Raw genomic sequence first — 24,369 nt, forward strand, 5'->3', positions numbered from 1 at the left:
CATTAATTATGGGGCTGAGGCCGCGACGCGTCCAGCCTCGCCGCGCGAGATCCCCAACTTCGGTGCGCGAGATAATGCCATTCTCCGCTTCGATCCGGTACACTCGCGCCAATCGAACGCTGCAACGGGAGAACAGAATGCGCTGGCTTGTCGCTCTGATGATGGGGATGTTGCTGCTTCCCGCTCAGCTTGCTGTCGCCGCTGAGAGCGGCGGAGCGCGCCACGGCCTATCGCTGTTCGGCGATCTGAAATATTCGCCCGGATTTGCCCATTTTGAATATGCCGATCCAACGGCGCCCAAGGGCGGCGCTATCGCCCTCGCCACTGTCGGCACTTTCGACAATCTCAATCCTTTCATCCTGAAGGGCGTCGAAGCGGCGGGCTCGGGCCTGCCGTTCGATAGTCTGCTCGCCACTGCCCAGGATGAGCCCGACGCGGCGTACGGCCTGGTCGCCGAATCGGTGGAACTCGCGGCGGACCGGTCCTGGGTGCGCTTCGTGTTAAATCCCCTGGCGCGTTGGCATGACGGCACGGCGATCACCGCGGATGATGTGGTGTTCACCTTCGAAACGCTGATGACAAAGGGCCACCCGACCTATCGCATCCTCTATGGCGATGTCTCTGGCGTCGCTAAACTATCTGAACGCGAAGTGGAATTTCGCCTCGCCAATCAAGAGAACCGCAAGCTGCCGCTGCTGATCGGCGGCCTACAAATCATTTCCAAGGCCTATTACGCAGCCCATGAATTCGACAAGACGACGCTGACGCCGCCGCTCGGCAGCGGCCCCTATCGCGTCGATCATGTCGATGCCGGCCGCGCGATCAGCTATCGCCGGGTCGATGATTACTGGGCCAAGGATTTACCGGTCAATATCGGGCGCCATAATTTTGACGAAATGCGCTGGGACTATTACCGCGACCGCACCATCATGGTTGAGGCGCTGAAGGCCGGCGAATTCGACTGGCATGAGGAATTTACCTCCAAGACCTGGATGACCGCCTATGATCTGCCCGCCATCGATGCGGGTGTGATGATCAAGGAAGTGCTGCCCGACAATACGCCGTCCGGCGTGCAGGCGTTCTTTTTCAACACAAGGCGCGACAAGTTTAAGGACCCGCGCGTGCGCCACGCGCTCTCCTATGCCTTCGATTTCGAATGGACCAACAAGAATATTTTCTATGGCCAGTACCTGCGCATGGCGAGCTATTTCGAGAATTCAGATTTGGCGGCGCGCGGGCTTCCAAAAGGCGCTGAACTTGCTTTGCTTGAGCTCTATCGTGATCGCGTGCCCGAGGAAGTTTTCTCCACCGAGTTCAAGCCGCCCGCGACCGACGGCTCGGGCCGCAATCGCGGCAACCTGCGCGAAGCTGGTATTCTGCTTGGTGCCGCGGGCTGGCCGCTGGTTGACGGCAAACGCGTCAGCGCCGCGTCCGGCGAGACGCTGACGCTTGAAATTCTTTATTTCTCACCCACCTTTGAGCGCGTCTTCGGCCCCTATGCGCGCAATTTGGAGCGCCTTGGCATCGCCGTGACGATGCGCCTGGTCGATGCCTCGCAATATGTCAAAAGATTGGAGGATCACGATTTCGATGTCACCACCCGGCGCTTTGTGCAGCAGCTTTCCCCGGGGGCGGAATTGTTGAGCTATTTTGGCTCTGCCGCGGCGGACCAGCGCGGCACGCTCAACTCCGCCGCCATCAAGGACCCGGTGGTGGACGAACTGATTGCCAAAATTCTCGCCGCGTCCGACCGCGAGAGTATGAAGGCCGCCGCGCGGGCGCTGGACAGGGTGTTGCTATGGGGCCATTACATTGTGCCGCAATGGTTCAAGGGATCGCACGGTCTGGTTTACTGGAACAAGTTCAGCCGGCCCGCCATTTTGCCCAAATATTCACTCAGTATCGACACCTGGTGGTTCGATTCAGAGAAAGCGCAAAAATTGACCGACTACCGTAAATCGGTAAATTAACGCCATGCGGCCTGCGCGATTTCTTCCTCTAATTTTTCTGTTCTGCGCGGTCTTCGCCGCAGCCGGGGCAGGTCTCGGCCTGGCGTCGGCACAGGCGGCATCGGAATCGGCAGCGGCGGAAGACGGCTATTCCGGCCATGGCGTGGCCATGCATGGCAGCCCTAAATACGGGCCTGATTTCACCCATTTCGATTACGTGAATCCCGATGCGCCCAAAGGTGGCGACGTACACCTGTCGCAGACCGGCACGTTCGATAACCTCAATCCGTTTATTCTAAAAGGCGTGTCCGCCGGTTTCCTTGGATTGACGTTTGAAACCCTGATGACGTCTTCGAGCGACGAGGCGTTCTCCGAATATGGCCTAATTGCCGGCCGCGTGGAGTTCCCCGCAGATCGCTCATCGGTGACTTTTACCTTGCGCAAGGAAGCGCATTGGCATGACGGCACGCCGATCACCGTCGACGATGTGATCTATTCATTCGAGACGTTGACCGAGAAAGGCAGCCCGTTCTACCGGGTCTATTACGCCGACATCGTCAGCGTCGAGGATTTGGGCGAGAGACGCGTGAAGTTCACTTTTTCCGCCGGTGAAAACCGCGAGCTGCCGTTGATCGTCGGCCAGCTCCCGATTCTGCCAAAGAACTATTTCGACAGTCATGATTTCGAAAAAACTACGCTGGAGCCGATTCTCGGCAGTGGCCCCTACCGCGTCGATCTGGTGGAGGCGGGCCGCGCCATCTCTTACCGGCGCGTTGATGATTATTGGGGCGCCCACCTGCCGGTCAACCGTGGCCGAAATAATTTCGACACGCTGCGCATCGATTATTACCGCGACGATACAGTGGCGCTGGAGGCATTCAAAGCGCATGAATTCGATTGGCGCATAGAGAGCACGGCCAAAGTGTGGGCCAAGTCCTATGACGGGCCGGCTGTCGAGAACGGCCTGATCAAGAAAGTTGAGATAGCGCATGAGCAGCCGACCGGCCTCAGCGCGTTCGTGTTCAATACCCGCCGCGCACTCTTTGCCGATCAGCGCGTGCGCGAAGCATTGGGGTTTGCGTTCGATTATGAATGGGCCAACAAGAATCTTTTTTTCGGCACCTACACGCGGACCAGAAGTTATTTCTCAAACTCCGAGCTGGCCTCGGTAGGGTTGCCGAGCGAAGCGGAATATGCGCTGTTGGAGCCCTATCGCGAGCGCGTTCCGGATGAAGTGTTCCGCGGTGAATTCGTGCCGCCGGTAAGCGATGGCTCGGGCAAAATTCGCGGCAATTTACGCGCCGCCAATAAGCTGCTGCGCGCAGCCGGCTGGGCGATAACCGATGGCAAGCTGGTCCATAGCGAGAGCGGTGCGCCGTTTGAATTCGAGTTTCTGTTGCAAAGCGGCGGTGCGTTTGAACGCATTGTTCAGGCCTTTGCGCGCAATCTCGAATTGCTCGGCATTACCGTAAACCTTCGCCTGGTGGACCCGGCGCAATATCAAAATCGCATCCAGGAATTTGATTTTGACATGATGTGGGGCGGCTTCGGCCAGTCGCTCTCACCGGGCAACGAACAGCGCGATTTCTGGGGCAGTGCCGCCGCCAATGTGCCGGGCAGCCGCAATTTGATCGGCATCAACGACCCGGTGGTCGATGAGCTGATCGAGGCGGTCATCGCCGCACCGGATCGCGAAGGATTGATCGCGGCATCGCGGGCGCTCGACCGGGTCTTGCTGTGGAGCCATTATGTTGTGCCGTTGTGGCACCTGCGCTCTTATCGCCTGGCCTATTGGGACATCTTCGGCCGGCCCGAGGTAACGGCGCGTTACGATCATGGCTTTCCAAGCACGTGGTGGATCGATGCCGCGCGCCTGCAAGCCATTGAGCGCGGTGAGCAGAGCCTGGATCAATAGGGCCAAAAGGGCGGGTTCAACAGCCGATGTTCGCCTATTTCATTCGCCGTATATTGCTCATCATTCCGACGTTGTTCGGAATCATGGTGATCAACTTTTTCATCATCCAGGTTGCGCCGGGCGGGCCGGTCGAGCAGGTCATTGCCGAACTTAGCGGCACCGCTGTCGATGCCACCGCCCGCATATCAGGTTCACAACTGGGTGAGACCGGTGCAGTGGGCCAAACCGCCGGCGCCGCGCAAGGCGATATCTCCAGCAAATATCGCGGCGCGCGCGGTCTCGATCCACAGCTCATCAAAGATTTGGAAAAGCAGTTCGGCTTCGACAAACCGATTGGTGAGCGCTTTCTGTTGATGATGGAGCGCTATGTCCAATTCGATTTTGGCGACAGTTTCTTTCAGGACCGCAGCGTCATTTCGCTGGTCATGGACAAGCTGCCGGTATCGATTTCGCTTGGTCTTTGGACCACGCTGCTCGCCTATCTGATTTCGATTCCGCTCGGCATCGCCAAGGCGGTGCGCGACGGCTCGCGCTTTGACGTGTGGACCAGCGGCGCCATTTTCGTCGGCTATGCGATTCCGAGTTTTCTCTTTGCCGTGTTGCTGGTGGTGCTGTTTTCGGGCGGCAATTATTTCAGTTGGTTTCCTCTGCGCGGTCTTGTTTCCAACGATTGGGAAACCTACTCGCTCGGCGGCAAAATTCTCGATTATCTCTGGCACTTGGTCCTGCCGATTGTTGCTTTGATGATCGGTGGCTTTGCCACGCTGACCATGTTGACCAAGAATTCGTTTCTCGAGGAGATCAATAAACAATATGTCATCACTGCGCGCGCCAAGGGCCTGGGCCAGCGCCGGGTGCTGTATGGCCATGTTTTTCGCAACGCCATGTTGATCGTCGTGGCCGGTTTCCCCGCTGCCTTTGTCGGCATCCTCTTTACCGGCGCGCTGTTGATTGAGATTATTTTCTCACTCGATGGGCTCGGTCTGCTCGGCTATGAGGCGCTGGTCGGGCGGGATTATCCGATCATCTTCGGCACCCTGTTCGTTTTCACCCTGCTCGGGCTGGTGGTCAATTTGATCGGCGACATGATGTATGTGGTGATCGACCCGCGCATCGATTTCGAACGGCGCGAGGTTTAAGCGGTGGCGCTCCGCCTTTCACCTATGTCGCGGCGACGGCTGCGCAATTTCAAGGCCAACCGGCGGGGCTATATCTCGCTGTGGATTTTTCTCGCATTATTCATCGTGACTGCGCCAGCCGAGTTTATTGCCAACGACAGCCCGCTGATCGTCAAGTTTGACGGCGCGTATTATTTCCCAGTCGTTGCCAGCTATCCCGAAACCGAGTTTGGCGGTGAATTCGAAACTGAAGCCGATTACCGCGACCCCTTCGTGCGCGATCTGATCGCGGAGAAAGGCTGGATGCTGTGGCCGGCGGTGCCGTATGACCATCAAACGATCAATTACGACCTGCCGACGCCGGCACCCTCGCCGCCGTCTTCGGCCAATCCGCTCGGCACCGATGATCAAGGGCGCGATGTCCTGGCGCGGGTGATTTACGGCTTTCGCATATCGGTTCTGTTCGGCCTGATCCTCACCGTGGCGAGTTCCATCGTCGGCATCGCCTCTGGCGCTGTGCAGGGATATTTCGGCGGGTGGCTGGATCTAATATTTCAGCGCTTCATCGAGATTTGGTCCGGCTTGCCGACTCTGTTCATCCTGATCATCGTCGCCAGCATCATTGTGCCGAGTTTTTGGAGTCTGTTGGCGGTGCTGTTCATCTTTAGCTGGATGAGTCTGGTGGGAGTCGTGCGCGCGGAATTCCTGCGTGTGCGCAATTTTGAATATATCCGCGCGGCGCGTGCCCTCGGCGTCAACGACCGCACCATTATGTGGCGCCATGCGTTGCCCAATGCCATGGTCTCGGCGCTGACCTTCCTGCCGTTCATCCTGACGGGTTCGATCACCACCCTGACGGCGCTCGATTTTCTTGGCTATGGCTTGCCGCCGGGCTCGGCCTCGCTCGGTGAGCTATTGCAGCAAGGCAAGGCCAACCTGCATGCGCCGTGGCTCGGCTTCTCCGGCTTCGTCGTTATCGCGCTCATGCTGAGCCTGTTGATATTTGTCTTCGAAGCGGTGCGCGATGCGTTCGATCCGCGCAAGCTGGTGGCGTGATGGCGGGCGGGACTCTCCTTAAGGTGCGCGGCCTCGACGTCACGTTTAACTCAAGCGCCGGCGTGACTCATGCGGTCAAGGGCGCGTCCTTCGATATTCAGCGCGGCAAAACCCTGGCGCTGGTCGGCGAAAGCGGCTCGGGCAAATCGGTCACCGCGCTCTCTATTCTCCAACTGTTGCCCTATCCGGTGGCGTCGCATCCGAACGGCTCGATCCTGTTCGATGGTGAGGAAATGCTCGGCGCCTCCGATCGCCATTTGCGCAGCGTTCGCGGCAACCGCATCTCGATGATCTTTCAAGAGCCCGTCACCTCGCTCAATCCGCTCCATTCAATTGGCCGGCAGGTCGCCGAAGTGATCATGCTGCACCGCGCCCTGCCCAAGGCCCACGCCTATCGCCGCGCTGAGGAGCTGTTCGAATTGGTCGCGCTGGGCGAGACCGCCAAGCGGCTCAATGCCTATCCGCATGAATTTTCCGGCGGCCAGCGCCAGCGTGTGATGATCGCCATGGCGCTTGCCTGTGAGCCTGATCTGCTGATTGCTGATGAGCCGACCACGGCGCTCGACGTCACCGTGCAGGCTGAAATATTGCGGCTGCTCGACGATCTGCAAACCCGCCTCGGCATGGCGATGCTGATGATCACTCATGATTTGAACATCGTGCGCCATATGGCCGATGACGTCTGCGTCATGAATTCCGGTGAGATCGTTGAAGCCGGCGCGACCACGCAAATCTTTGAATCGCCGCAGCATCCCTATACCCAACATTTGCTCGCCGCCGAGCCCAAGGGCGATCCGTTGGAAATCGACACGGCGGCGGCTGAGGTTTTGGCCTGCGATGATCTAAAAGTGCATTTTCCGATCAAGTCCGGGGTGTTCCGTAGCACGCGCGGCTATGTCAAAGCGGTGGATGGGGTGAGCATCTCGGTGCGTGAAGGCCAGACCGTGGGTGTCGTCGGCGAAAGTGGCTCAGGCAAGACGACGCTCGGCATGGCGCTTCTCCGGCTTGAGCGCAGCGAGGGGTCGATCCGCTTTCAGGGTGCCGACATTCAAGGCCGGAACTTCAAACAGATGCTGCCGCTCCGCCAGAGCATGCAGGTGGTTTTTCAGGACCCGTACGGTTCGCTCAGCCCGCGGCTTTCGATCGGTCAGATCGTTGAAGAAGGGTTAAAAGTGCATGCACGGGAAAAAGGCCGCGCCGAACGGCGGGTTCTGATTGGCCAGGTGCTCGAAGAAGTCGGCCTCGATCCCGAGAGCCAAGATCGCTATCCGCATGAGTTTTCCGGCGGCCAACGCCAGCGCGTGTCGATCGCCCGGGCGCTGGTTCTCAAACCCCGCCTGATCGTGCTCGACGAGCCGACCTCGGCGCTCGATATGTCGGTGCAGGCGCAGATCATCGATCTGCTGCGCGATCTCCAGCGCCGGCACGGCCTGGCCTATCTATTCATCAGCCATGATCTCAAAGTGATCCGCGCCATCAGCCATGAAGTGGTGGTGCTGCGCGGCGGCAAGGTGATGGAGCAGGGCCCGGCGAAACAGATCTTCGATGCGCCGCGCCACGAATACACCCGCACCCTGATGGCCGCCGCCTTCGAACTTCGCACCGGTGCCGCGCATTAATTTTATTTAATACACGCTATGCGTGCAATCGCGTCGCCGTCTAAATCACACCTACTTTAGCAAAGTAGCGCCGCAAAATTATCTCATAAATTTCGGTCAACTCATCCAACGCCGCCACTTCAACATGCTCATCCGTCTGATGCATGGTACGCCCGATCAAGCCAAATTCGGCCACCGCGCAATAGTCCTTAATGAAGCGCGCATCGGACGTGCCGCCGGTCGTGCTGAGTTCTGGCACCCGTCCCGTCGCCGTCTCAACCGCGCCCGATATCAGCGCGCTCAACTCGCCGGGCGGCGTCAGAAAGGCTTCGCCGGTGACATGGATATCAAGCGAATAATCGCCACCCACCGCGTCGAACTGTTCGCGCAACCAGGCGATCAGGCTGTCGGAATTATGGCTGTCGTTGAAGCGGATGTTGAACGCCGCCTCGGCCTTCGCCGGGATAATGTTGCTCGCCGCATTGCCGACATCGATGCTGGTGATCTCGATATTACTCGGCTGGAAGTGGCCACTGCCTTGATCAAGGCGCGCTGCAGTCAGGCGCCCAAGCATGGCAATCATGCGCGGAAGGGGATTGTCAGCCAAATGCGGATAGGCCGCATGGCCTTGCGTGCCCAACACGGAGAGCCGCGCATTCAGGCTGCCGCGCCGGCCGATCTTGATCATATCGCCGAGGCGCTCCGGGTTGGTCGGCTCGCCGACCAGGCAGAGATCCATGCGCTCGTCGCGCGCATCCATCCACTCCAGTACCTTGCGCGTCCCGTTGATCGCCGGCCCTTCTTCATCACCGGTGATCAGCAAGCTGATCGAGCCGTCCCAGCCGTCTTGCGGGTCAGCCAGAAAGCAAGCTACGGCCGCAACGAAGGCGGCAATCGCGCCTTTCATGTCGCTGGCGCCGCGACCGTATAATTTCCCGTCCCGCACGTCGGCGGCGAATGGGTCTCCGTGCCAGCCAGCTCTGTCACCGACCGGCACGACGTCGCTGTGCCCGGCAAAGCAGAAATTGGGGGCCGCTGTGCCGAGGCGGGCATAAAGATTATCGATCGGCGCGCTTTCTGGCGCATCGCCGATCACGCGGTGGCAGGTAAAGCCAAGCTCTTCCAGTGCCGCCTGCAACACATCCAGCGCCCCGGCGTCGTCCGGCGTCACCGACGGGCAGCGGATCAGGGCGCGGGCCAACTCCAGTGGCTGATCAAGCCCCGGCATCGCGGATCAGCTGCGCAATAATTCGTTGATCGACGTCTTGCTGCGGGTCTGTGCGTCGACCCGTTTGACGATCACGGCGCAATAGAGGCTCGGCCCGGCCGAGCCGTCGGCGAGCGCCTGTCCCGCCATGCTGCCCGGAACCACCACCGAATAGGCTGGCACGCGGCCGTAATAAACCTCGCCACTATGACGGTCGATGATGCGCGTTGAAGCGCCGAGATAAACCCCCATGCTGAGCACCGAGCCCTGCTCGAGGATGACGCCTTCGGCGACTTCGCTACGCGCACCGACAAAACAATCATCCTCGATAATCACCGGATTGGCCTGCAACGGCTCCAACACGCCGCCGATGCCGGCGCCGCCCGAAATATGGCAATTTTTGCCGATCTGGGCGCAACTGCCGATCGTCGCCCAGGTATCGACCATCGTGCCCTCGCCGACATAAGCGCCGAGATTGACAAAACTCGGCATCAGAACCACGCCCGGCGCAATGTAAGCGGAACTGCGCACGATCGCCCCGGGCACGGCGCGGAAACCGGCCGCGCGAAAATGTTCTTCGCTCCAACCGGCAAATTTCGACGGCACTTTGTCGAACCACGGGGTTTCCTGGCCCGGCCCGCCGGCGATGGCCATCATGTCGTTGAGGCGAAAGGACAACAGCACCGCTTTCTTGAGCCATTGGTTGACCGTCCACACGCCGTCGTTCTTTTCACACACCCGAAGCATGCCGGAATCCAGCGCTTTTAGAGCAGCTTCCACCGCCTCGCGTTGCTCGCCGCCGGTCGCTGGCGACAGCGAGTCGCGCGCTTCCCAAGCCTGTTCGATGAGGTCCTTCATATGTTCCGTTTGCACGGCCTCGCCTCCAATTATTTTGCGCCTGACCTAGCGCTGCCTGTCATTGTTATCACTGCGATATCACTGCGATATCACCGCTGCCCGAGAGGCGTTCACGACGCGCCCAGGGCCGCTTCCAGCCACGCCACCAAGTCTGTGGTTTCATAGTCCGGTTTGGCGTCCTCGTTGCCTGGTAACACCCAATTGTCGTCACCGCGCACCCAAACGGTCGTCATGCCGAGGGCCGCCGCCGGCACGAGGTTGCGCGCAATATCCTCAAAAAATATCGCCGACGCCGGTTTGATCTCATGGCGTTCGATCAGGGTGTCATAGGCCGGTAGAAACGGTTTGGGCACGTAATTCGCGGCGGCGATATCGTACACATGCTCGAAATGATGGGCCACACCGAGGCAGGCTAATACTTTCCGAGAATAAGGCACATCGGCGTTGGTAAAGATCAGTTTGCGCCCCGGCAACGCAGCGAGTGCAGATTCCAGGTCGGCGTTCTGCTCGAGCGGCGAAAAATCGATATCATGCACATAATCGAGGAATTCCTCGGGCGCCATATCATGTTCGGTCATCAACCCGTTCAACGTGGTGCCATGCTCGCGAAAATAGGATTTCTGAATTCTGCGCGCTTCTTGGCTATCGACATTGAAGCGCTGCGCGATGAACTCCCCAATGCGCACATCAATCTGGTCGAACAGCCTGCTGGTGGACGGATAGAGCGTATTGTCCAGATCGAATATCCAAGTATCGACATGGGACAAATCGGCGCGGATCGGGCGGGCGGAATTGTTCATAGGAAGGGTTTATATTTCAGCACTCGCCTGGCCGCAAACTGTGCCTCCGGAAGAAAGAATTTATTAAACGTCCGGGGTATAGAATCAGCGCTTATTGAAAACCAGGAATTCGCACTGCAGGAGCCCATCCATGGTGACAAATAGTGACGTCACAAACGCCGCGCGCTTCACCGCCGGTCTGCCAGGCGTGCTCGATTTCGTCGGCGCAGATCTCGCGGCGCATTATCCAGGTGCGTTGATCCTGATAAATCCGCACGGCCACGCTGAGGCAATTAACAAGCAGGCCGAGGAGCTGTCCGAGGAGCTGAACGGCGCCCAGCAAAAATATCTCATCGCCTTGATCACGCGCGCGGCCGAGGCTCAGGCGACGCAAACCGATTTTCTCGTCATCGGCGATTCCAGAGCCAGTGTCACCATTGAGTTGACCGTCATTCCCTTGTTGGAGGTCGATAGCTTTCTACTATTAGGCAAGGACATCACACTCGAGAAAAATCTTCGTGGCGCCTTGGTCGAATCGCGTAGGCGCTACAAAGAGTTGATAGAGTGCTCTAGCGATTTCGTCTGGGAAACTGATGGCCATGGCCGATTCGTTTTCGTTACCGCGTTGGGCGCGCTAGGATATTCGGCCAATATGTTGGTCGGGCGGAGCGCCCGCTCGATGGTTGATCGGCGCAAACCCGTGCCGGAGCCGTTTCCGTTTGAATCGCGCCAGCCGGCCGACCGGGCGGAAGTTTGGATGCGCGATTCTTCCGGCGAGCCGGCATGTCTTCTGGTTTCTTCCGTTCCCATGACGTCCGAGGGTCGATTCCATGTGGGCGCACGTGGCGTGTGCCGAGATGTTACTGAGGCGCGCAAGCGGGACGATGCGCTGGCGAAGATACGCCTGCGCGAGGCGATGTTTGCGACAATGGTGCGCACCATCCGCGATGAGGTCGACCCCGATCGGATGCTGAATACTGCAGCGCGCGTGCTGGCCGAGGGCTTCGCCGCAGCGGCCTGCATGATCTTTCGCGTTGACGCCAAGCGTCACATTCGTGAATCCGCCAGCTTCGGAACCGCGCCGGAAGGGCCAGTAAAAGAACTCATGCGCGAGGTCGAAAACGGCGTTTCCGATCTCGAATTTACGCTCGGGTCGGATGAGGTCAGGGCATTGACCTGCCCGACGCGCTATCAGGGACGGCGCAACGGCGTGATTTTTATTTCGCGCTCTGACCGCCGCCGCTGGGCACCGGATGAACGCGCGCTCCTGGCCGACGTGGCGGAGCGCATCGGCATAGCCATTCAGCAGATCGATGCCAAGGACGAGCTGCTCCTGCTGTCGCGCATCGACGGCCTCACCGACCTCTTTAACCGGCGGGCCTTCGTGCTGGCCGTTGAACAAAGCATGGCCGCGCACGCAAGATCCGGTGATCGCGCGGCGCTCTTTTACGTAGATCTCAATAACTTCAAGGGCGTCAACGATCACTACGGCCATCACCAAGGCGATGCAGCGCTAAAAATGGCGGCGAAGATCATGACCTCCAGTGCTGAGCGCGATGACGTGGTGGCGCGCATCGGCGGCGACGAATTTGCTCTGTGGTTGAATGCCTGTGACGAAGCGGGAGCACTGGAGCGTGCCGCAAGTTTGGCGCAATCGGCAAAATGCCTGGCCGATTTTTCAGAAAACCTGCCGGCGCCGCTTGGAGTTTCGATTGGCATCGCTGTGTTCGACCCGGCCTCGAATGAAGCGGTCGATGACCTGTTGGTGCGCGCCGATCACGCAATGTACATGGCCAAGCGTGATCCAGGTCGGGAATTTTCCCTGGCGCTTGCGGCCGAAACGGTGCCGCCTCACGCGGCGCAACAGTTGAATGCGGAGCAGAACGATGACGCAATTCGGTGAACCTGCGGCTGGCGCCGACGAGTTGGCGCCGGAGTCCTCTAAGTCCGGTATCGATCCGCGTATGGAATATCGCGAGGCGAGGCGTGCCGCCGCTTCCGAAGATCGCGCGGTGCGGCTTGATCTCGCCAAGCGCACCGACCTGCAACCCGAGGTGCTTTACTATCTGGCCGAAGATGAGGAAGCAGGCGTGCGCCAGGCGGTGGCCGAGAACCAGTCGACGCCGCGCCAGGCTGACGCCATGCTGGTCGACGATGTCGATGACGATGTGCGGATATCCCTAGCCCGTAAGATTTCACGTCTCGCCCCCGGTTTGAACACCGAAGCGCAAAGCTGGTTGCACGAGTTGACGCTGAAAATCCTTGACGACCTGTCGCGCGATGAACTGCCGCGCGTGCGCCGCATTATCGCCGAGGAAATCCGCCATCTCGATAATCTGCCGCATGAACTAATCCGGCGGCTGGCCGAGGATGCCGAGCTCACCGTTTGCGCGCCGATCTTGGAGTACTCATCCCTTCTCAGCGATGACGATTTACTGGAAATCATGGCGCTTGATCCGGTAAAGGGAGCGTTGTCGGCAATTTCGGCGCGTGAAAATTTGGGCTTCCGACCGTCTGACGCAATCTCGCACAGCGACGACAATGACGCTGTTGCCCGTCTCCTCGCCAACCCGAGCGCGCAAATCCGCGAGGAAACCCTCGATCACATCGTTGCCCGCGCCCCCGAGCAACGGAGCTGGCACGATCCGCTGGTCCGCCGCGACGATTTATCGCATCGTGCGATCAAGCATATCTCGCGTTTCGTCACGTCATCTTTGTTGTCGGTGCTTGCGCAGCGCTATGACCTTGAAGACGACACCACCATAGAAATCGCTGAGGCGGTCGACGAAAGACAGAGCGCAAACGGCTTGAACGAAGACGGGTTGCCGGCGCATCGCGCTGCTGATCTATACGAGAAAGGCATGCTCAACGATGACTCGGTGCTGGCTGCCATCGGGCGCGGCGATCGGCAGTTTCTCAACGAGGCGCTGGCGCTGAAAACCGGTTTTTCGCCTGAGACAGTGGGCCAAGTCCTGTCCTCCCAGAGTCCGAGAATTCTTGTTGCGCTGTGCTGGAAAGCCGGGCTGTCGATGCGGACTGCGTTTCAGGCGCAATTGAAGATCGCTCTCATTCCCTCTGGCGAACTCATCAGCGCCAAAGACGGACTGCATTATCCCTTTGGCGGCGCAGAAATGCGCGAAATCCTACGATTTATATCGGACTGACCCGGATCGGAAAATTCGCCGATGTCGTAGTGAATGGCTCGTATATCCACAAGATGTTGTGATATAAACCGGCCATGAGCGCGCCCATCACCGGCCAAAATATACTCCCCGTCTCGTTTTCCGATGCGTTGGGAGAGCGCTATCTGGCGTATGCGCTGTCGACTATCACCTCGCGCTCACTACCGGATGTGCGCGATGGTTTGAAGCCGGTTCAGCGCCGCCTGTTGTTCGCCATGCAGCAACTGAAGCTCGACCCGGCTTCTGGCTATAAAAAATGTGCACGAGTGGTCGGCGACGTAATTGGCAAATATCACCCACATGGCGATGTTGCCGTCTATGACGCCATGGTCCGCCTGGCGCAGAGTTTTGCGGTGCGCTGGCCGTTGGTCGAGGGGCACGGCAATTTCGGGAATATCGACGGCGATAATGCCGCCGCCATGCGCTACACCGAAGCGCGCCTGACGGAAGTTGCCGTCGCCCTGTTGGAAGGACTCGGCGAGGACGCGGTCGACTTCCGCGATACGTATGACGGCGAAGAGCAGGAACCAGTCGTCCTGCCGGCTGCGTTCCCCAATCTTTTAGCGAACGGCGCCAATGGCATCGCCGTCGGCCTCGCCACGAGCATCCCGCCGCACAATGCGGGCGAACTCTGCGCCGCGCTGGAGGTTCTGCTCGGCAACTCACGATGCGGCATCGACGAACTCATCGCCTGCGTGCCGGCCCCGGATTTTCCCACTGGCGGTGTTTTAGTAGAGCATCCGGCGGCGATCGCTGAAGCCTATGCGACGGGACGCGGCAGCTTCCGGGTGCGCGCCCGCTGGCAAGTGGAGAACATCGGGCACGGGCAATACCAGATCATCGTCACCGAGATCCCCTATCAGGTGCAGAAGGCACGTCTCGTCGAAAAGATTGCCGAATTGCTGCAGGCACGGAAGCTGGCCTTGCTAGCAGATGTGCGCGACGAATCAGCGGATGATATGCGTTTGGTTTTGGAACCGCGCAGCCGCTCCGTCGACCCTGCCATGCTGATGGAGACGATGTTTCGACAGACCGAGTTGGAATCGCGTATCTCCTTGAACATGAACGTGCTCGATGCCAACGGCGTGCCCGGGGTGATGAATCTGAAGCAGGTCCTGCGCGCGTTTCTCGATCACCGCCTCGACGTTCTGCTGCGGCGCACCGCGAATCGCTTGAAAAATATTGCCCATCGCCTCGAAGTGCTGGGCGGATATCTCGTCGCTTATCTCAATCTCGACGAGGTGATTCGCATCATTCGCGAGGAAGACGAGCCGCGGCCAAAATTGATGAAGCGGTTCAAGATTACTGAGGTGCAGGCGGAAGCAATCCTCAACATGCGCCTGCGCGCCCTGCGCAAGCTCGAGGAAACGGAAATCCGCAGCCAGTTCGAGGCGCTGAGAAAAGAGCAGGAGGGATTGAAAAAACTCCAAGCCAGCAAGGACCGCCAGCGCACGGTGCTCAGCAAGGAGATTGAAGTGATGAAGCGGCGCTTTGGCGCTGAGACCGAACTCGGCCGCCGGCGGACCGAAATTGGTGTGCCACCCGAGCCGATGGAGATGCCGAGCGACGCATTGGTGGAGCGTGAGCCGATTACCGTATTCTGCTCAGCCAAGGGCTGGATTCGCGCCGCACGCGGCCATCTCGATGAAGCCGCGCCGGTCAAATACAAGGAAGGCGACCGCGAACGCTTCCGCTTTCATGCCGAGACCACCGATAAACTTGTCATGTTCGCGACCAATGGCCGCTTTTACACCATGTCTTGTGACAAGCTGCCGGGGAGCCGCGGCCTTGGTGAGCCTGTGCGCCTGATGATCGAGCTAGCTAACGACCAGGACGTGGTTACGTTGTTTGTGCATCGGCCGGGCCGGCGCCTGCTCGTCGTGTCCAGCGATGGACGCGGCTTTGTGGTCGAGGAAGACGGCGTGCTAGCCGAAAAACGCACCGGCAAACAGGTGCTCAACACGGCCGCCGAGGCTGAAGCCTGTATCTGCGTTCCTGCCGAAGGCGATAGCGTGGCGGTAGTCGGCGACAATCGCCGTATGCTTCTGTTCCCGGCGGCGGAGGTGCCAATTTTGGCGCGTGGCCGGGGCGTGATCCTGCAGCGCTTCCGCGACGGCGGTTTGAGCGATGCTAAAATGTTCAACAAGGCGGACGGTTTGAGCTGGAAAACCGGCGCGGGTGTGCGCAATGAAGGCGCGGCAGCGGAATGGCACGGTAAGCGCAGCCAGGCCGGCCGCGTAGCGCCGCGAGGCTTTCCCAAAGGCAATAAATTCGGCTAGGTTGGGGACCGACGACCATCCGATTAATGAGGCCTCCACATGCGCGCTGAAGAATCACGAAGCCAAACCGAGCCGACCGACGCCAACGTTGTTCGCCATGACTGGAGCGCGGAAGACGTACGCGCTCTCTACGATTTGCCCTTCAGTGATTTGATCTATCGAGCGCAAACCCTGCACCGAGGAAATTTTGCTGCCAACCAAGTGCAGATGTCTACCCTGTTGAGCATCAAGACTGGCGGCTGCCCCGAGGATTGCGCCTATTGTCCGCAAAGCGCCCGCTATGAAGCGGGGGTTCAAGCAGAACGCCTCATGCAGGTCGACGCGGTGTTGGCGGAGGCACGCCAGGCCAAAGCAGCAGGTGCAACGCGGTATTGCATGGGCGCGGCATGGCGGAGCCCGAAGGACCGCGATCTTGAATCCGTTTGCCGCATGGTCGAGGGTGTGCGCGAGCTCGGCATGGAGACCTGTGTAACGCTTGGCATGTTGAGCGCTGGCCAGGCCGAGCGCCTGGCCGAGGCCGGACTCGATTACTACAACCACAACCTCGATACCTCAGCCGAGTTTTATGGTGAAATCATCACCACGCGGAATTATCAGGATCGGCTGGATACGCTGGGCCATGTCCGGAGTGCCGGCATCAATGTGTGCTGCGGCGGCATCGTCGGTATGGGAGAGGGGCGCGTGGATCGCGCCGAGTTGCTGCGCACATTGGCCAATTTACCGCAGCATCCGGAAAGCGTGCCGATCAATAATCTCGTCCAGGTCGAGGGCACGCCGCTGCACGGCGCCGAGCCCCTCGATGCGCTCGAATTCGTCCGCGTCATCGCCGTTGCCCGCATCCTGATGCCGCGCTCCATGGTCCGGCTGTCGGCCGGCCGGGAGCAGATGAGCGATGAAACCCAAGCGCTATGCTTTATTGCCGGCGCCAATTCGATTTTTCTTGGGGACAAGCTGCTTACCACAGCCAATCCCTTGCCAGATACCGACACGGCCCTGTTCGATAAACTCGGGGTTGAGGCGATGCCGGTTTAGTCTGGCTGTTTCAATTTAACCATACACCATCTTCGGCAGCCAGGTGACCAAGCCTGGGACCAAGCCGATGACGGCGAGCGCAATTAGCTGGATCACGACGAACGGTATGACGCCGCGATAGATTTGCCCGGTGGTTATTTCCGGCGGCGCCACGCCGCGCAGGTAAAAGAGCGCGAAGCCGAACGGCGGGGTGAGGAACGAGGTCTGCAGGTTGACGGCCATCATGACGCCAAGCCAGATCGGATCGATGTCCATTTGCAGCAGCACCGGGGCGATGATCGGTACCACCACAAAGGTGATCTCGATAAAGTCGAGAAAGAAGCCGAGTAGGAACATCGCCAGCATGACCACGAGCATGGCGCCGATCACGCCGCCCGGGATGTCGGATAGGAACGCGTGCACCATGTCGTCGCCGCCGAGGCCCCGGAATACCAAAGAGAACATCGCCGCACCGATCAAAATGACAAACACCAATGCGCTGATTTGCATGGTGGAGCGGCCGACCTCCTGCAGCACGCCGCTGCGGTAAGTGCGCACCACGCTGGCGATGACCCCCCAAGCCAAAAAAGCGCACAGCACGAACGCCGCGTAGATGGCGGCCTGATCGGCGGTGCCGATTTCGTCGCGCGCGATGCGCAGGTCAAACTGGCTCGCCAGCACCAGCAGCCCGACCAAAGATAAGCCGGCGGCGTAAATCGGGAGCGGGCGTCGCTCGTCCAGCCGCAGGCCGGCCAGGAGCAAGGCGCCGACAGCGCCGACTGCCGCCGCTTCGGTGGGCGTCGCGACGCCGGCCAGGATCGAACCCAGAACCGCAATGATGAGCACGAAGGGAGGTATCAACGCATGGCTGATACGGCGCCACAGTTCCAATCCATGTTCCTCCTTGAACTCGGACGGATCCATCGCCGGCGAGGAATTGGGCCGCAACCAGGCGATTATAATCTGATACAGCATGTACATGCCGACCAGTAACAGACCGGGTATGAGCGCGCCGGCGAACAGATCGCCCACCGAAACTGGGTCGGGCGACCAGTTTCCGATTGCGCGTTGGGCGTCGACATAGGCGTTGGAGATTTGCTCACCTAATATGACCAAAACGATAGATGGCGGGATGATTTGGCCGAGCGTACCGGAGGCACAAATCATGCCGCTCGCCAATTTTGGGTCATACCCCCGGCGCAGCATGGTGGGCAGCGACAACAGGCCCATGGTCACCACTGTGGCGCCGACGATCCCGGTCGAGGCGGCAAGCAGCGCGCCCACCACGAGCACCGAAATGCCGAGCCCGCCGCGCAGACGGCCGAACAGGCGGCCCATCGATTCGAGCAATTCCTCCGCTACTTTGGAACGCTCCAGCATCACTCCCATAAAAATGAACAGCGGCACCGCTAGCAGCACTTCATTCCATACCGCATTGCCGAAAACCCGCTGCGGCATGGCGCGCACGAAGGAGATGTCGAAGCCGCCGAAAGCATAGGTGAACAGCCCAAAGAGGAGCGCCACGCCCGACAGCGTGAAGGCGACGGGAAAACCCGCGAGCAAGCAGCCAAACGTGGCGACGAACATCAACAGGACGAGGATTTCGCTGATCGCCATGTTACTCCGCCCCCGGCTTTTCAGGCTCGGGCTCCCCGGCGCCGGTGAGGATTAGTATGGAATGGAGCAACATCGAAACGCCTTGCAGCGCAATCAGTACGACGAATAGCAGGATAAACGATTTCAGCACGAACACGGCGGGGATACCGCTGGTCTCCCGCGAGCCCTCCAAATTGACCCAAGATTGCGCCACATAGGGGACGCTCGCCCAGCCGATCACCACGCACACTGGCAGCAGGAACAGCAGCGTACCCAACAGATCAACCAGCGCTTTGCGCCGTGGTCGCGCGTCCCGGTAGAAGATGTCGACGCGCACATGGCCGCCGTGGAGGAGCGTGTATCCAGCGCCGACCAGAAATAGCGCGGCGTGTAAATAGATCACGCCTTCCTGCATGAAGATTGAGCCGATGCCGAACACATAGCGCAGCAGAACAACCGTAAATTGGAGCAGCACCATGGCCAGCGCGAGCCACGCCGCAGCGCGCCCGATCTGTTCGTTTGCGATGTCGATGGCGCGCGCTACCGCACCTAATGTCTTCACCCGTTGAGGGCCTCCACCCTTTGCGCGCCTACTAACCCGGGAAACTCGGCGCGCGCGACGCAAGAGAAACGGCCCGCACTGTCTGGCGGCACGGGCCGTAGCGCGTCATTGGCACAATCGCCTCACCCGTATTTGAACGGCAGCTGGCGTGCTTCCCAGTAAGCCTGGTCGGACAGCTTAGAGTAGGCGATCGCCTTTTTGCGGAAGTTGATGAAGCTCTGGTACACCTTCATGGTCATCGGATCTTCACTGGCGGCCTCCGCCACCACTTCGCCCGATTTTTCGCCGATCGCGTTGAGTATGTCGTTCGGTATGCGCCGCACTTGCACGTTGTGTTCGTTGACAAGCGTCGCCAGCGCATCGCTGTTTTTAGCGTTGAATTCGGCGAGCACCATGTCGTTGACCGCCGCTGCACAGGACTCGATCAGGATTCGTTGGCCGGGGGTCAAGCTTTCCCACACGTCCTTATTGATGCCTAACGACAAGGCCGAGCCGGGTTCGTGGAAGCCTGGCCAGTAATAGTATTTGGTCACTTTGTAGAAGCCGAAGGCAAGATCGTTCCACGGGCCGACCCACTCTGTGGCGTCGATCGTACCGGCCTGAAGTGCCGGGAAGATCTCACCGCCGGGCAGCGATACGGCCGCGGCACCCAGACGACGCAGAACTTCACCGCCGAGCCCGGGCATGCGCATCTTGAGGCCCTTAAAGTCATCGAGCCCATTCAACTCCTTGTTGAACCAGCCGCCCCACTGGACACCAGTGTTGCCCGCCATGAGCGGCTTGATGTTGAAGCCGCTGCCGAGCTCATCCCACAGTTGCTGACCGCCGGAGTGGTAGATCCAGGCGTTCATTTCGGATGCTGTAAGGCCGAACGGCACGGAGGTGAAGAAGTTGTAGGCCTTGGACTTGCCCTGAAAATAATAGTCCGCCCCGTGATACATGTCGGCGGTGCCTTGGCTCACGGCATCGAAAGATTCGAAGGGCGGCACGAGCTCGCCAGCAGCGTAGACCTTGACCGTGAGGGCGCCGTCGCTGGCGGCGCCGATGCGTGCCGCCAAATTCTCCGCGGCGGTGCCGAGACCGGGAAAATTCTTGGGCCAGGTCGTGACCATTTTCAGTTCTCGCTTGCCCTGCGCGATGGCGGGAGCGGCCAGACTGGAAGCCGCAACCGCGGCAACGCCGGCGCCGGCAACGGCCGCGCCTTTCAGAAATGAACGACGCTTAATCAATTTACTCATGGCGTGTACCTCCTGTTGAAAGAGAGGCGCGTTTGGCGCGCCTTCGTCATTGCGGCAAGAATATCGCCGCCTGTGCTTGATAATCAATGTTACAGCATGCGCCGCCACACGCCTCGGTCAAGCATCTCCAAGGGGCGAAAGCGTGCTTTGTAAGCCATTTTGGCGCATTCCCCGATCCAATATCCGAGATAAAGGTCGCTTTTGCCGTTCTCCTGGCCGTGCTTAACAAGCCAAAGTATCATAAAGCTTCCGAGGCTCCGTTTGTTCATGCAAGGCTCGAAAAATGTGTAAACGGCGGACAGCGAATCCGCCAATTCGTCGAATAGGCAGGCCGCGAGCAATACACCACGGGAGTCACGAAATTCCGCGATACGCGTGGTGACTGGGCTGTCCTCAATAAGCCCGAGATATTCGGCATAATCCATGTCCGCCATTTCACCGCCGCCATGACGCCCATCCTGATAGCGCGTGAACAGATCAAAATGATCGGCCCTTGCTTCGGGCGGAAGAATTCGGACATCGAGGTCGTTGTTGGCGCGGGCCACCCGGCGTAAGGATTTGCTCGGCGTGAAGTCGGCAATCGGCAGGCGCACCGGTACGCAGGCGCGGCAGGTTGGGCAGGCGTGGCGATAGGCGATAGAGCCGCTGCGGCGATACCCGGCGCTGATTAGGCGCTTATAATCTTTGCCGGCGCGGTCGTCGGCCAGTGCGACGACAATTTTGCGCTCAATTTTCTCCGGCAAATAGGGGCAGGGCAGCGGCCTCGTGGTGAACAGAAAGTCGAGCCGGTCCGCCGTCAAGCTTTGACGCTTAACTTCCTCGCCACTGTCGCGGTGGATTGCCCCCGGATAGGTCATGGCGCCAATTATAACCCGCCGTGTCTCACCAAAGCCCGTAATACCACGGCGCGAACAGGGAAAACCCGATCCACAACAGCAGAACGAGCGGGCTTCCGGCGCGCACGAAATCGCTGAAATGGTAGCGTCCAGGTGTCATGACCAAAAGATTGGTGACATAGCCAATCGGCGACGCAAAGGAACAATTGGCGGCGAGGATCACGGCGACAACAAAAATCACCGGGTCGATGCCCAATCCATTGGCAATGTTGATTCCGATCGGGGTAAACAGCACGGCACACGCATTGTTGCTCAGCAGGTTGGTAAAAACTGCCACCAGAAGGAAAAATCCCGACAGCATGACCGCCGCGCCGGCGCCGTCGAGTGCGTCGATCAGGCCACCGGCGATATACGCGCCGCCGCCGGTGGCGCTCAAGGCCGCGTTTAGAGCCAGCGCGGCGCCGCCCACCAAAACGATCTGGCGGTCGATGGCGCGCGCCGCCTGGCGCACGTTTAGGGAGCCGGATAAGATCATCAGCGCCGCGCCTGCCACGGCCGCCGCGACGATCGGCAAGACGCCCGTCGCCGCAACACCGACAACGGCAAGAAAGATCAGGCTGGCGCGGCCGGCATGATTGTAAGACGGCAGCTCGCTTTCCGACCATTGCATGAGCACCACGTCGCGGTTGGCGCGCAAGCCGCGGATGTCTCGGCTGCGCCCAGACACCAGCAACACATCGCCGGCTTGGAGGCGCACCTCATGCATATGCGCCCGCGTCATGCGTGAGCGCCGTTGCACGCCGACAACGCGCACACCATCCGCCGCCGGAAAAGCAGATTGTTCAATCGGTAAGCCCAGGAGGCGCGATCCCGGTGAGACCATGGCCTCGGCCACCACCTGTTCTGACCGGGCGCCGCCCGAGGGTTCCGATTCGCCGGCGGACTCGCCACCGGGCGTGGTATTATCTTCCGCGGCGGCGGAGAGGCGTATTTGCAGGCCGCTGCCGCGCGCCACGGCGCCGATCAGCGCTTTGCGCGTTGCCGCGACGATCACCACATCGTCGGGTTCAAGTGCGAGATCCTCGAATGGCGCCCGGTTGTGTACAGCGCCGCGCTGCACCATGAGCACCGTCATCTCACGGAACGCCGGAAACATGCCGCCGACGGCCGCGAGGCCAACCAACGGTGAGCGCGGCTCGACGATAAACTGGGCGATGAACTGTTTGCCGCTGGCGGTGACGGGCTCGTCGTCCTCGGCCTGGCGTTTGGGCATCAAACGCGGCGCAATGAACAACACATAAATAAATCCGAGCGCTGCAAGCACGGCGCCGGGAACGGCGAAATCGAAGAAACCCAGCGGTTTCATGCCGAGCTCCGCCGCCGTGCCGGCGACCAGCAGGTTCGTGCTCGAGCCGATGAGCGTCATCATGCCGCCTAAGACGGTGCAATAGCTGAGCGGCATCATCACGCGGCTTGCGGTGTGCCCCAGGCGATCGGCAAGCGAAGCTAGAACCGGGATGAACATGACCACCACCGGCGTGTTGTTGAGCGCCGCGCTGGTGGTAAGTGCTACAAACAGGCTGAGCGCGATGGCCGGCGCCGGGCGGCCACGCGCGGTGCGGTAGATCGTTTGACTGATCATTTCCAAGGCGCCGGCGCGCACCATGCCCTGGCCGACGATCAGCAAGGCGACAACGCTAATAATCGCTGGGTTGCCGAATCCCTTCAGCAGGCTCACCGCATCGGCCGCGTTGGCGCCGTCGGCATCTTTCAGTGGGGCAACGTGAAATAGGATGAGCAACGCCGCGACAAGACCGACAGACGTCAGTTCGAGCGGTATACGCGGATGCGCATAGGCAATGATAGCCAGTCCAGCGAGCGCCAGAGTGAGCCACATCAGGAGAAACGGATCGGCGGCGATCATAGCGCACATCATGAGAGAAGGCCGCGCCCTTGCCAAGCGCAAGCGTTGTCTGGTGTCAGTCGCCAGCGAAGTTGATTAGAGGCGCTGCCAGAGGTCGCTGTCGATAAGTTCTTCTTCTTGGGGTGGCGTGATCTCCTCCGCCGGGAACGCCTCGGCTTCCGCCTTAGATTCTTTTGCCTTGGCGCTTTCGGTTGGCGTCTGCGCCGGCGCCGGCACTACTTCATCTGCATCGTTGTCTGCGTCGCTTTCGGGCGAGGTCGACTCGAAGGGATCGAGGTCGCGGTCTTCAAACGCCGAACCGCCCGCCTGTTCCACTCGTGGCGGTACGACCGGGACGGTTTGGCTTGGTGAAATCGGCGCCTGGTAGTTTCCGAAGGGACTGCTCTGCGTATCGGAGAAACCTCGGCGCAAGGGCTTCGGCGGCATAGTCTCACGCAGCAATAGGATGCTGATCCGCCGATTGGAAGGTGCTTCCGGGTCCGCTTTGTTAAGCGGATCGGTGGCGGCCTTGCCGGTCACCGTGACCAGCCGTTCTTCCGGCACTCCGGCGGCGATGAGGGCGCGCCGGGTGGCATGGGCGCGGTCCGTGGAAAGTTCCCAATTGCTGTATCCAGACCCAGCGCGATAGGGCGTCGCGTCGGTATGGCCAACGATGGCAATTTTGTTGGGGAGCTTTTTGATGGATTCGGCGATTTTGGCCATCATCTCGTTTGTTTCCGTCATCATTTCAGCGCTGCCGAGCGGAAACATTGCGGTCTTTTGATCGTCGAGAAGTTGAATTCTGAGGCCTGCACCAATTTGCTCAACCCTGAGATTGTCTTTGTAGGGGCGCAAATTCAGGTCTTGGCTAAACAACGCCTGGAGTGCCGCCGCCGTTTTTTCAAAGCGCCGCTGTTCGCGCTGGGCAAATCGTCGTTCAGCACTACCGGCACCGTTTTCGCGCCGCTGCGCCGAGTCTCCGGTCACGCCCTGTTCGGGTCCGGCAATATTAGAAACACCAAGCTCCGCATCTGGGCCGTTCTTTTTATCGGCATGGGCGAGGAATTTTCCCTTGGCATCCTTGGCGTCGTTTTTATCCACGTTGCCCAAATGGGTGCCACCGCCCTGCTCTTGGTCATGCGCGTCGAGCGTGCCCATATGGCTGCCTGTCGTGCCTTCAATATCATGCGCCTCGACCGGCCCGCGCTGGACGAACGCACCTTCTTCTTCACTCCATTCTTCTTCGCTATTGCCGTCGCCATTTTCGAAGTTCGGCACACGC

Annotated in this window: 18 protein-coding genes; 9 read left to right on the top strand and 9 right to left on the bottom strand. The window is 59.8% G+C overall.

The annotated features are described in order from the left end of the window. The first annotated feature begins 137 nt into the window (after window positions 1-137). The 5 genes from O3A94_04370 to O3A94_04390 are packed head-to-tail and all read left to right on the top strand — an operon-like array spanning window position 138 to window position 7,657. A complete protein-coding gene (locus tag O3A94_04370; GenBank protein ID MDA1355488.1) occupies window positions 138-1,970 on the top strand; it encodes an extracellular solute-binding protein in 1,833 nt (610 codons plus the stop codon). A 4-nt stretch (window positions 1,971-1,974) separates the two neighbouring features. Then, window positions 1,975-3,864: an extracellular solute-binding protein gene (locus tag O3A94_04375; protein MDA1355489.1), complete on the top strand. Its 1,890-nt coding sequence runs from the start codon at window positions 1,975-1,977 to the stop codon at window positions 3,862-3,864. A 26-nt stretch (window positions 3,865-3,890) separates the two neighbouring features. After that, a complete protein-coding gene (locus O3A94_04380; protein MDA1355490.1) occupies window positions 3,891-5,003 on the top strand; it encodes a microcin C ABC transporter permease YejB in 1,113 nt (370 codons plus the stop codon). Window positions 5,004-5,027: 24 nt separating this feature from the next. Next, the gene (locus tag O3A94_04385; GenBank protein MDA1355491.1) at window positions 5,028-6,038 is read left to right on the top strand and encodes an ABC transporter permease; all 1,011 of its coding nucleotides are present in this window, start codon (window positions 5,028-5,030) and stop codon (window positions 6,036-6,038) included. After that, on the top strand, window positions 6,038-7,657 hold the full coding sequence (locus tag O3A94_04390) for an ABC transporter ATP-binding protein (GenBank protein MDA1355492.1): 1,620 nt from the start codon (window positions 6,038-6,040) through the stop codon (window positions 7,655-7,657). The genes O3A94_04385 and O3A94_04390 overlap by 1 nt, the downstream gene beginning before the upstream one ends. A 40-nt stretch (window positions 7,658-7,697) precedes the next feature. On the opposite strand, the gene dapE is transcribed toward O3A94_04390, so the two are convergent. The 3 genes from dapE to O3A94_04405 all read right to left on the bottom strand — a co-directional run bounded on the left by dapE (window position 7,698) and on the right by O3A94_04405 (window position 10,501). After that, a complete protein-coding gene (gene dapE, locus O3A94_04395) occupies window positions 7,698-8,864 on the bottom strand; it encodes a succinyl-diaminopimelate desuccinylase (protein MDA1355493.1) in 1,167 nt (388 codons plus the stop codon). 6 nt (window positions 8,865-8,870) lie between these two features. Beyond that, the gene (gene dapD, locus O3A94_04400) at window positions 8,871-9,701 is read right to left on the bottom strand and encodes a 2,3,4,5-tetrahydropyridine-2,6-dicarboxylate N-succinyltransferase (protein ID MDA1355494.1); all 831 of its coding nucleotides are present in this window, start codon (window positions 9,699-9,701) and stop codon (window positions 8,871-8,873) included. Window positions 9,702-9,811: 110 nt separating this feature from the next. After that, on the bottom strand, window positions 9,812-10,501 hold the full coding sequence (locus O3A94_04405; GenBank protein MDA1355495.1) for a pyrimidine 5'-nucleotidase: 690 nt from the start codon (window positions 10,499-10,501) through the stop codon (window positions 9,812-9,814). A 130-nt stretch (window positions 10,502-10,631) separates the two neighbouring features. Between O3A94_04405 and O3A94_04410 the strand changes: the two genes are divergently transcribed. The 4 genes from O3A94_04410 to bioB all read left to right on the top strand — a co-directional run bounded on the left by O3A94_04410 (window position 10,632) and on the right by bioB (window position 16,973). Then, window positions 10,632-12,383: a diguanylate cyclase gene (locus O3A94_04410; GenBank protein ID MDA1355496.1), complete on the top strand. Its 1,752-nt coding sequence runs from the start codon at window positions 10,632-10,634 to the stop codon at window positions 12,381-12,383. After that, on the top strand, window positions 12,367-13,644 hold the full coding sequence (locus O3A94_04415; GenBank protein MDA1355497.1) for a DUF2336 domain-containing protein: 1,278 nt from the start codon (window positions 12,367-12,369) through the stop codon (window positions 13,642-13,644). Before O3A94_04410 ends, O3A94_04415 begins: the two co-directional genes overlap by 17 nt. Window positions 13,645-13,718: 74 nt before the next feature. Continuing rightward, entirely contained in the window at window positions 13,719-15,941 is a 2,223-nt protein-coding gene (gene parC / locus O3A94_04420; GenBank protein MDA1355498.1) for a DNA topoisomerase IV subunit A, read from the top strand. 39 nt (window positions 15,942-15,980) lie between these two features. Beyond that, a complete protein-coding gene (bioB, locus tag O3A94_04425; GenBank protein MDA1355499.1) occupies window positions 15,981-16,973 on the top strand; it encodes a biotin synthase BioB in 993 nt (330 codons plus the stop codon). A 15-nt stretch (window positions 16,974-16,988) separates the two neighbouring features. Here bioB and O3A94_04430 read toward each other — a convergent pair whose 3' ends face one another. The 6 genes from O3A94_04430 to O3A94_04455 all read right to left on the bottom strand — a co-directional run bounded on the left by O3A94_04430 (window position 16,989) and on the right by O3A94_04455 (window position 23,858). Continuing rightward, window positions 16,989-18,569 (bottom strand): TRAP transporter large permease subunit, encoded by a 1,581-nt coding sequence (locus tag O3A94_04430; protein MDA1355500.1) that lies wholly within the window; start codon window positions 18,567-18,569, stop codon window positions 16,989-16,991. Window position 18,570: 1 nt separating this feature from the next. After that, complete coding sequence (locus O3A94_04435) at window positions 18,571-19,110, bottom strand: TRAP transporter small permease subunit (protein ID MDA1355501.1); 540 nt, start codon at window positions 19,108-19,110, stop codon at window positions 18,571-18,573. Between the two features lie 122 nt (window positions 19,111-19,232). Further along, complete coding sequence (locus tag O3A94_04440; protein ID MDA1355502.1) at window positions 19,233-20,336, bottom strand: TRAP transporter substrate-binding protein; 1,104 nt, start codon at window positions 20,334-20,336, stop codon at window positions 19,233-19,235. A 101-nt stretch (window positions 20,337-20,437) separates the two neighbouring features. Next, the gene (locus O3A94_04445) at window positions 20,438-21,205 is read right to left on the bottom strand and encodes an arginyltransferase (GenBank protein MDA1355503.1); all 768 of its coding nucleotides are present in this window, start codon (window positions 21,203-21,205) and stop codon (window positions 20,438-20,440) included. A 25-nt stretch (window positions 21,206-21,230) separates the two neighbouring features. Further along, window positions 21,231-23,120, bottom strand: a complete 1,890-nt coding sequence (locus O3A94_04450; GenBank protein MDA1355504.1) for an SLC13 family permease — start codon at window positions 23,118-23,120, stop codon at window positions 21,231-21,233. Between the two features lie 63 nt (window positions 23,121-23,183). Continuing rightward, complete coding sequence (locus O3A94_04455) at window positions 23,184-23,858, bottom strand: OmpA family protein (GenBank protein MDA1355505.1); 675 nt, start codon at window positions 23,856-23,858, stop codon at window positions 23,184-23,186. Window positions 23,859-24,369: the final 511 nt, after the last annotated feature.

Source organism: Pseudomonadota bacterium (genome assembly GCA_027624955.1).
Lineage (GTDB): Bacteria > Pseudomonadota > Alphaproteobacteria > UBA828 > UBA828 > PTKB01.

Excerpts from the sequence above, each read along its gene's own strand:
- O3A94_04370 (MDA1355488.1), top strand. The coding sequence starts at position 138 with ATGCGCTGGCTTGTCGCTCTGATGATGGGGATGTTGCTGCTTCCCGCT.
- O3A94_04375 (MDA1355489.1), top strand. The coding sequence starts at position 1,975 with ATGCGGCCTGCGCGATTTCTTCCTCTAATTTTTCTGTTCTGCGCGGTC.
- O3A94_04380 (MDA1355490.1), top strand. The coding sequence starts at position 3,891 with ATGTTCGCCTATTTCATTCGCCGTATATTGCTCATCATTCCGACGTTG.
- O3A94_04385 (MDA1355491.1), top strand. The coding sequence starts at position 5,028 with ATGTCGCGGCGACGGCTGCGCAATTTCAAGGCCAACCGGCGGGGCTAT.
- O3A94_04390 (MDA1355492.1), top strand. The coding sequence starts at position 6,038 with ATGGCGGGCGGGACTCTCCTTAAGGTGCGCGGCCTCGACGTCACGTTT.
- dapE (MDA1355493.1), bottom strand. The coding sequence starts at position 8,864 with ATGCCGGGGCTTGATCAGCCACTGGAGTTGGCCCGCGCCCTGATCCGC.
- dapD (MDA1355494.1), bottom strand. The coding sequence starts at position 9,701 with ATGAAGGACCTCATCGAACAGGCTTGGGAAGCGCGCGACTCGCTGTCG.
- O3A94_04405 (MDA1355495.1), bottom strand. The coding sequence starts at position 10,501 with ATGAACAATTCCGCCCGCCCGATCCGCGCCGATTTGTCCCATGTCGAT.
- O3A94_04410 (MDA1355496.1), top strand. The coding sequence starts at position 10,632 with ATGGTGACAAATAGTGACGTCACAAACGCCGCGCGCTTCACCGCCGGT.
- O3A94_04415 (MDA1355497.1), top strand. The coding sequence starts at position 12,367 with ATGACGCAATTCGGTGAACCTGCGGCTGGCGCCGACGAGTTGGCGCCG.
- parC (MDA1355498.1), top strand. The coding sequence starts at position 13,719 with ATGAGCGCGCCCATCACCGGCCAAAATATACTCCCCGTCTCGTTTTCC.
- bioB (MDA1355499.1), top strand. The coding sequence starts at position 15,981 with ATGCGCGCTGAAGAATCACGAAGCCAAACCGAGCCGACCGACGCCAAC.
- O3A94_04430 (MDA1355500.1), bottom strand. The coding sequence starts at position 18,569 with ATGGCGATCAGCGAAATCCTCGTCCTGTTGATGTTCGTCGCCACGTTT.
- O3A94_04445 (MDA1355503.1), bottom strand. The coding sequence starts at position 21,205 with ATGACCTATCCGGGGGCAATCCACCGCGACAGTGGCGAGGAAGTTAAG.
- O3A94_04450 (MDA1355504.1), bottom strand. The coding sequence starts at position 23,120 with ATGATGTGCGCTATGATCGCCGCCGATCCGTTTCTCCTGATGTGGCTC.
- O3A94_04455 (MDA1355505.1), bottom strand. The coding sequence starts at position 23,858 with ATGTTTCCGCTCGGCAGCGCTGAAATGATGACGGAAACAAACGAGATG.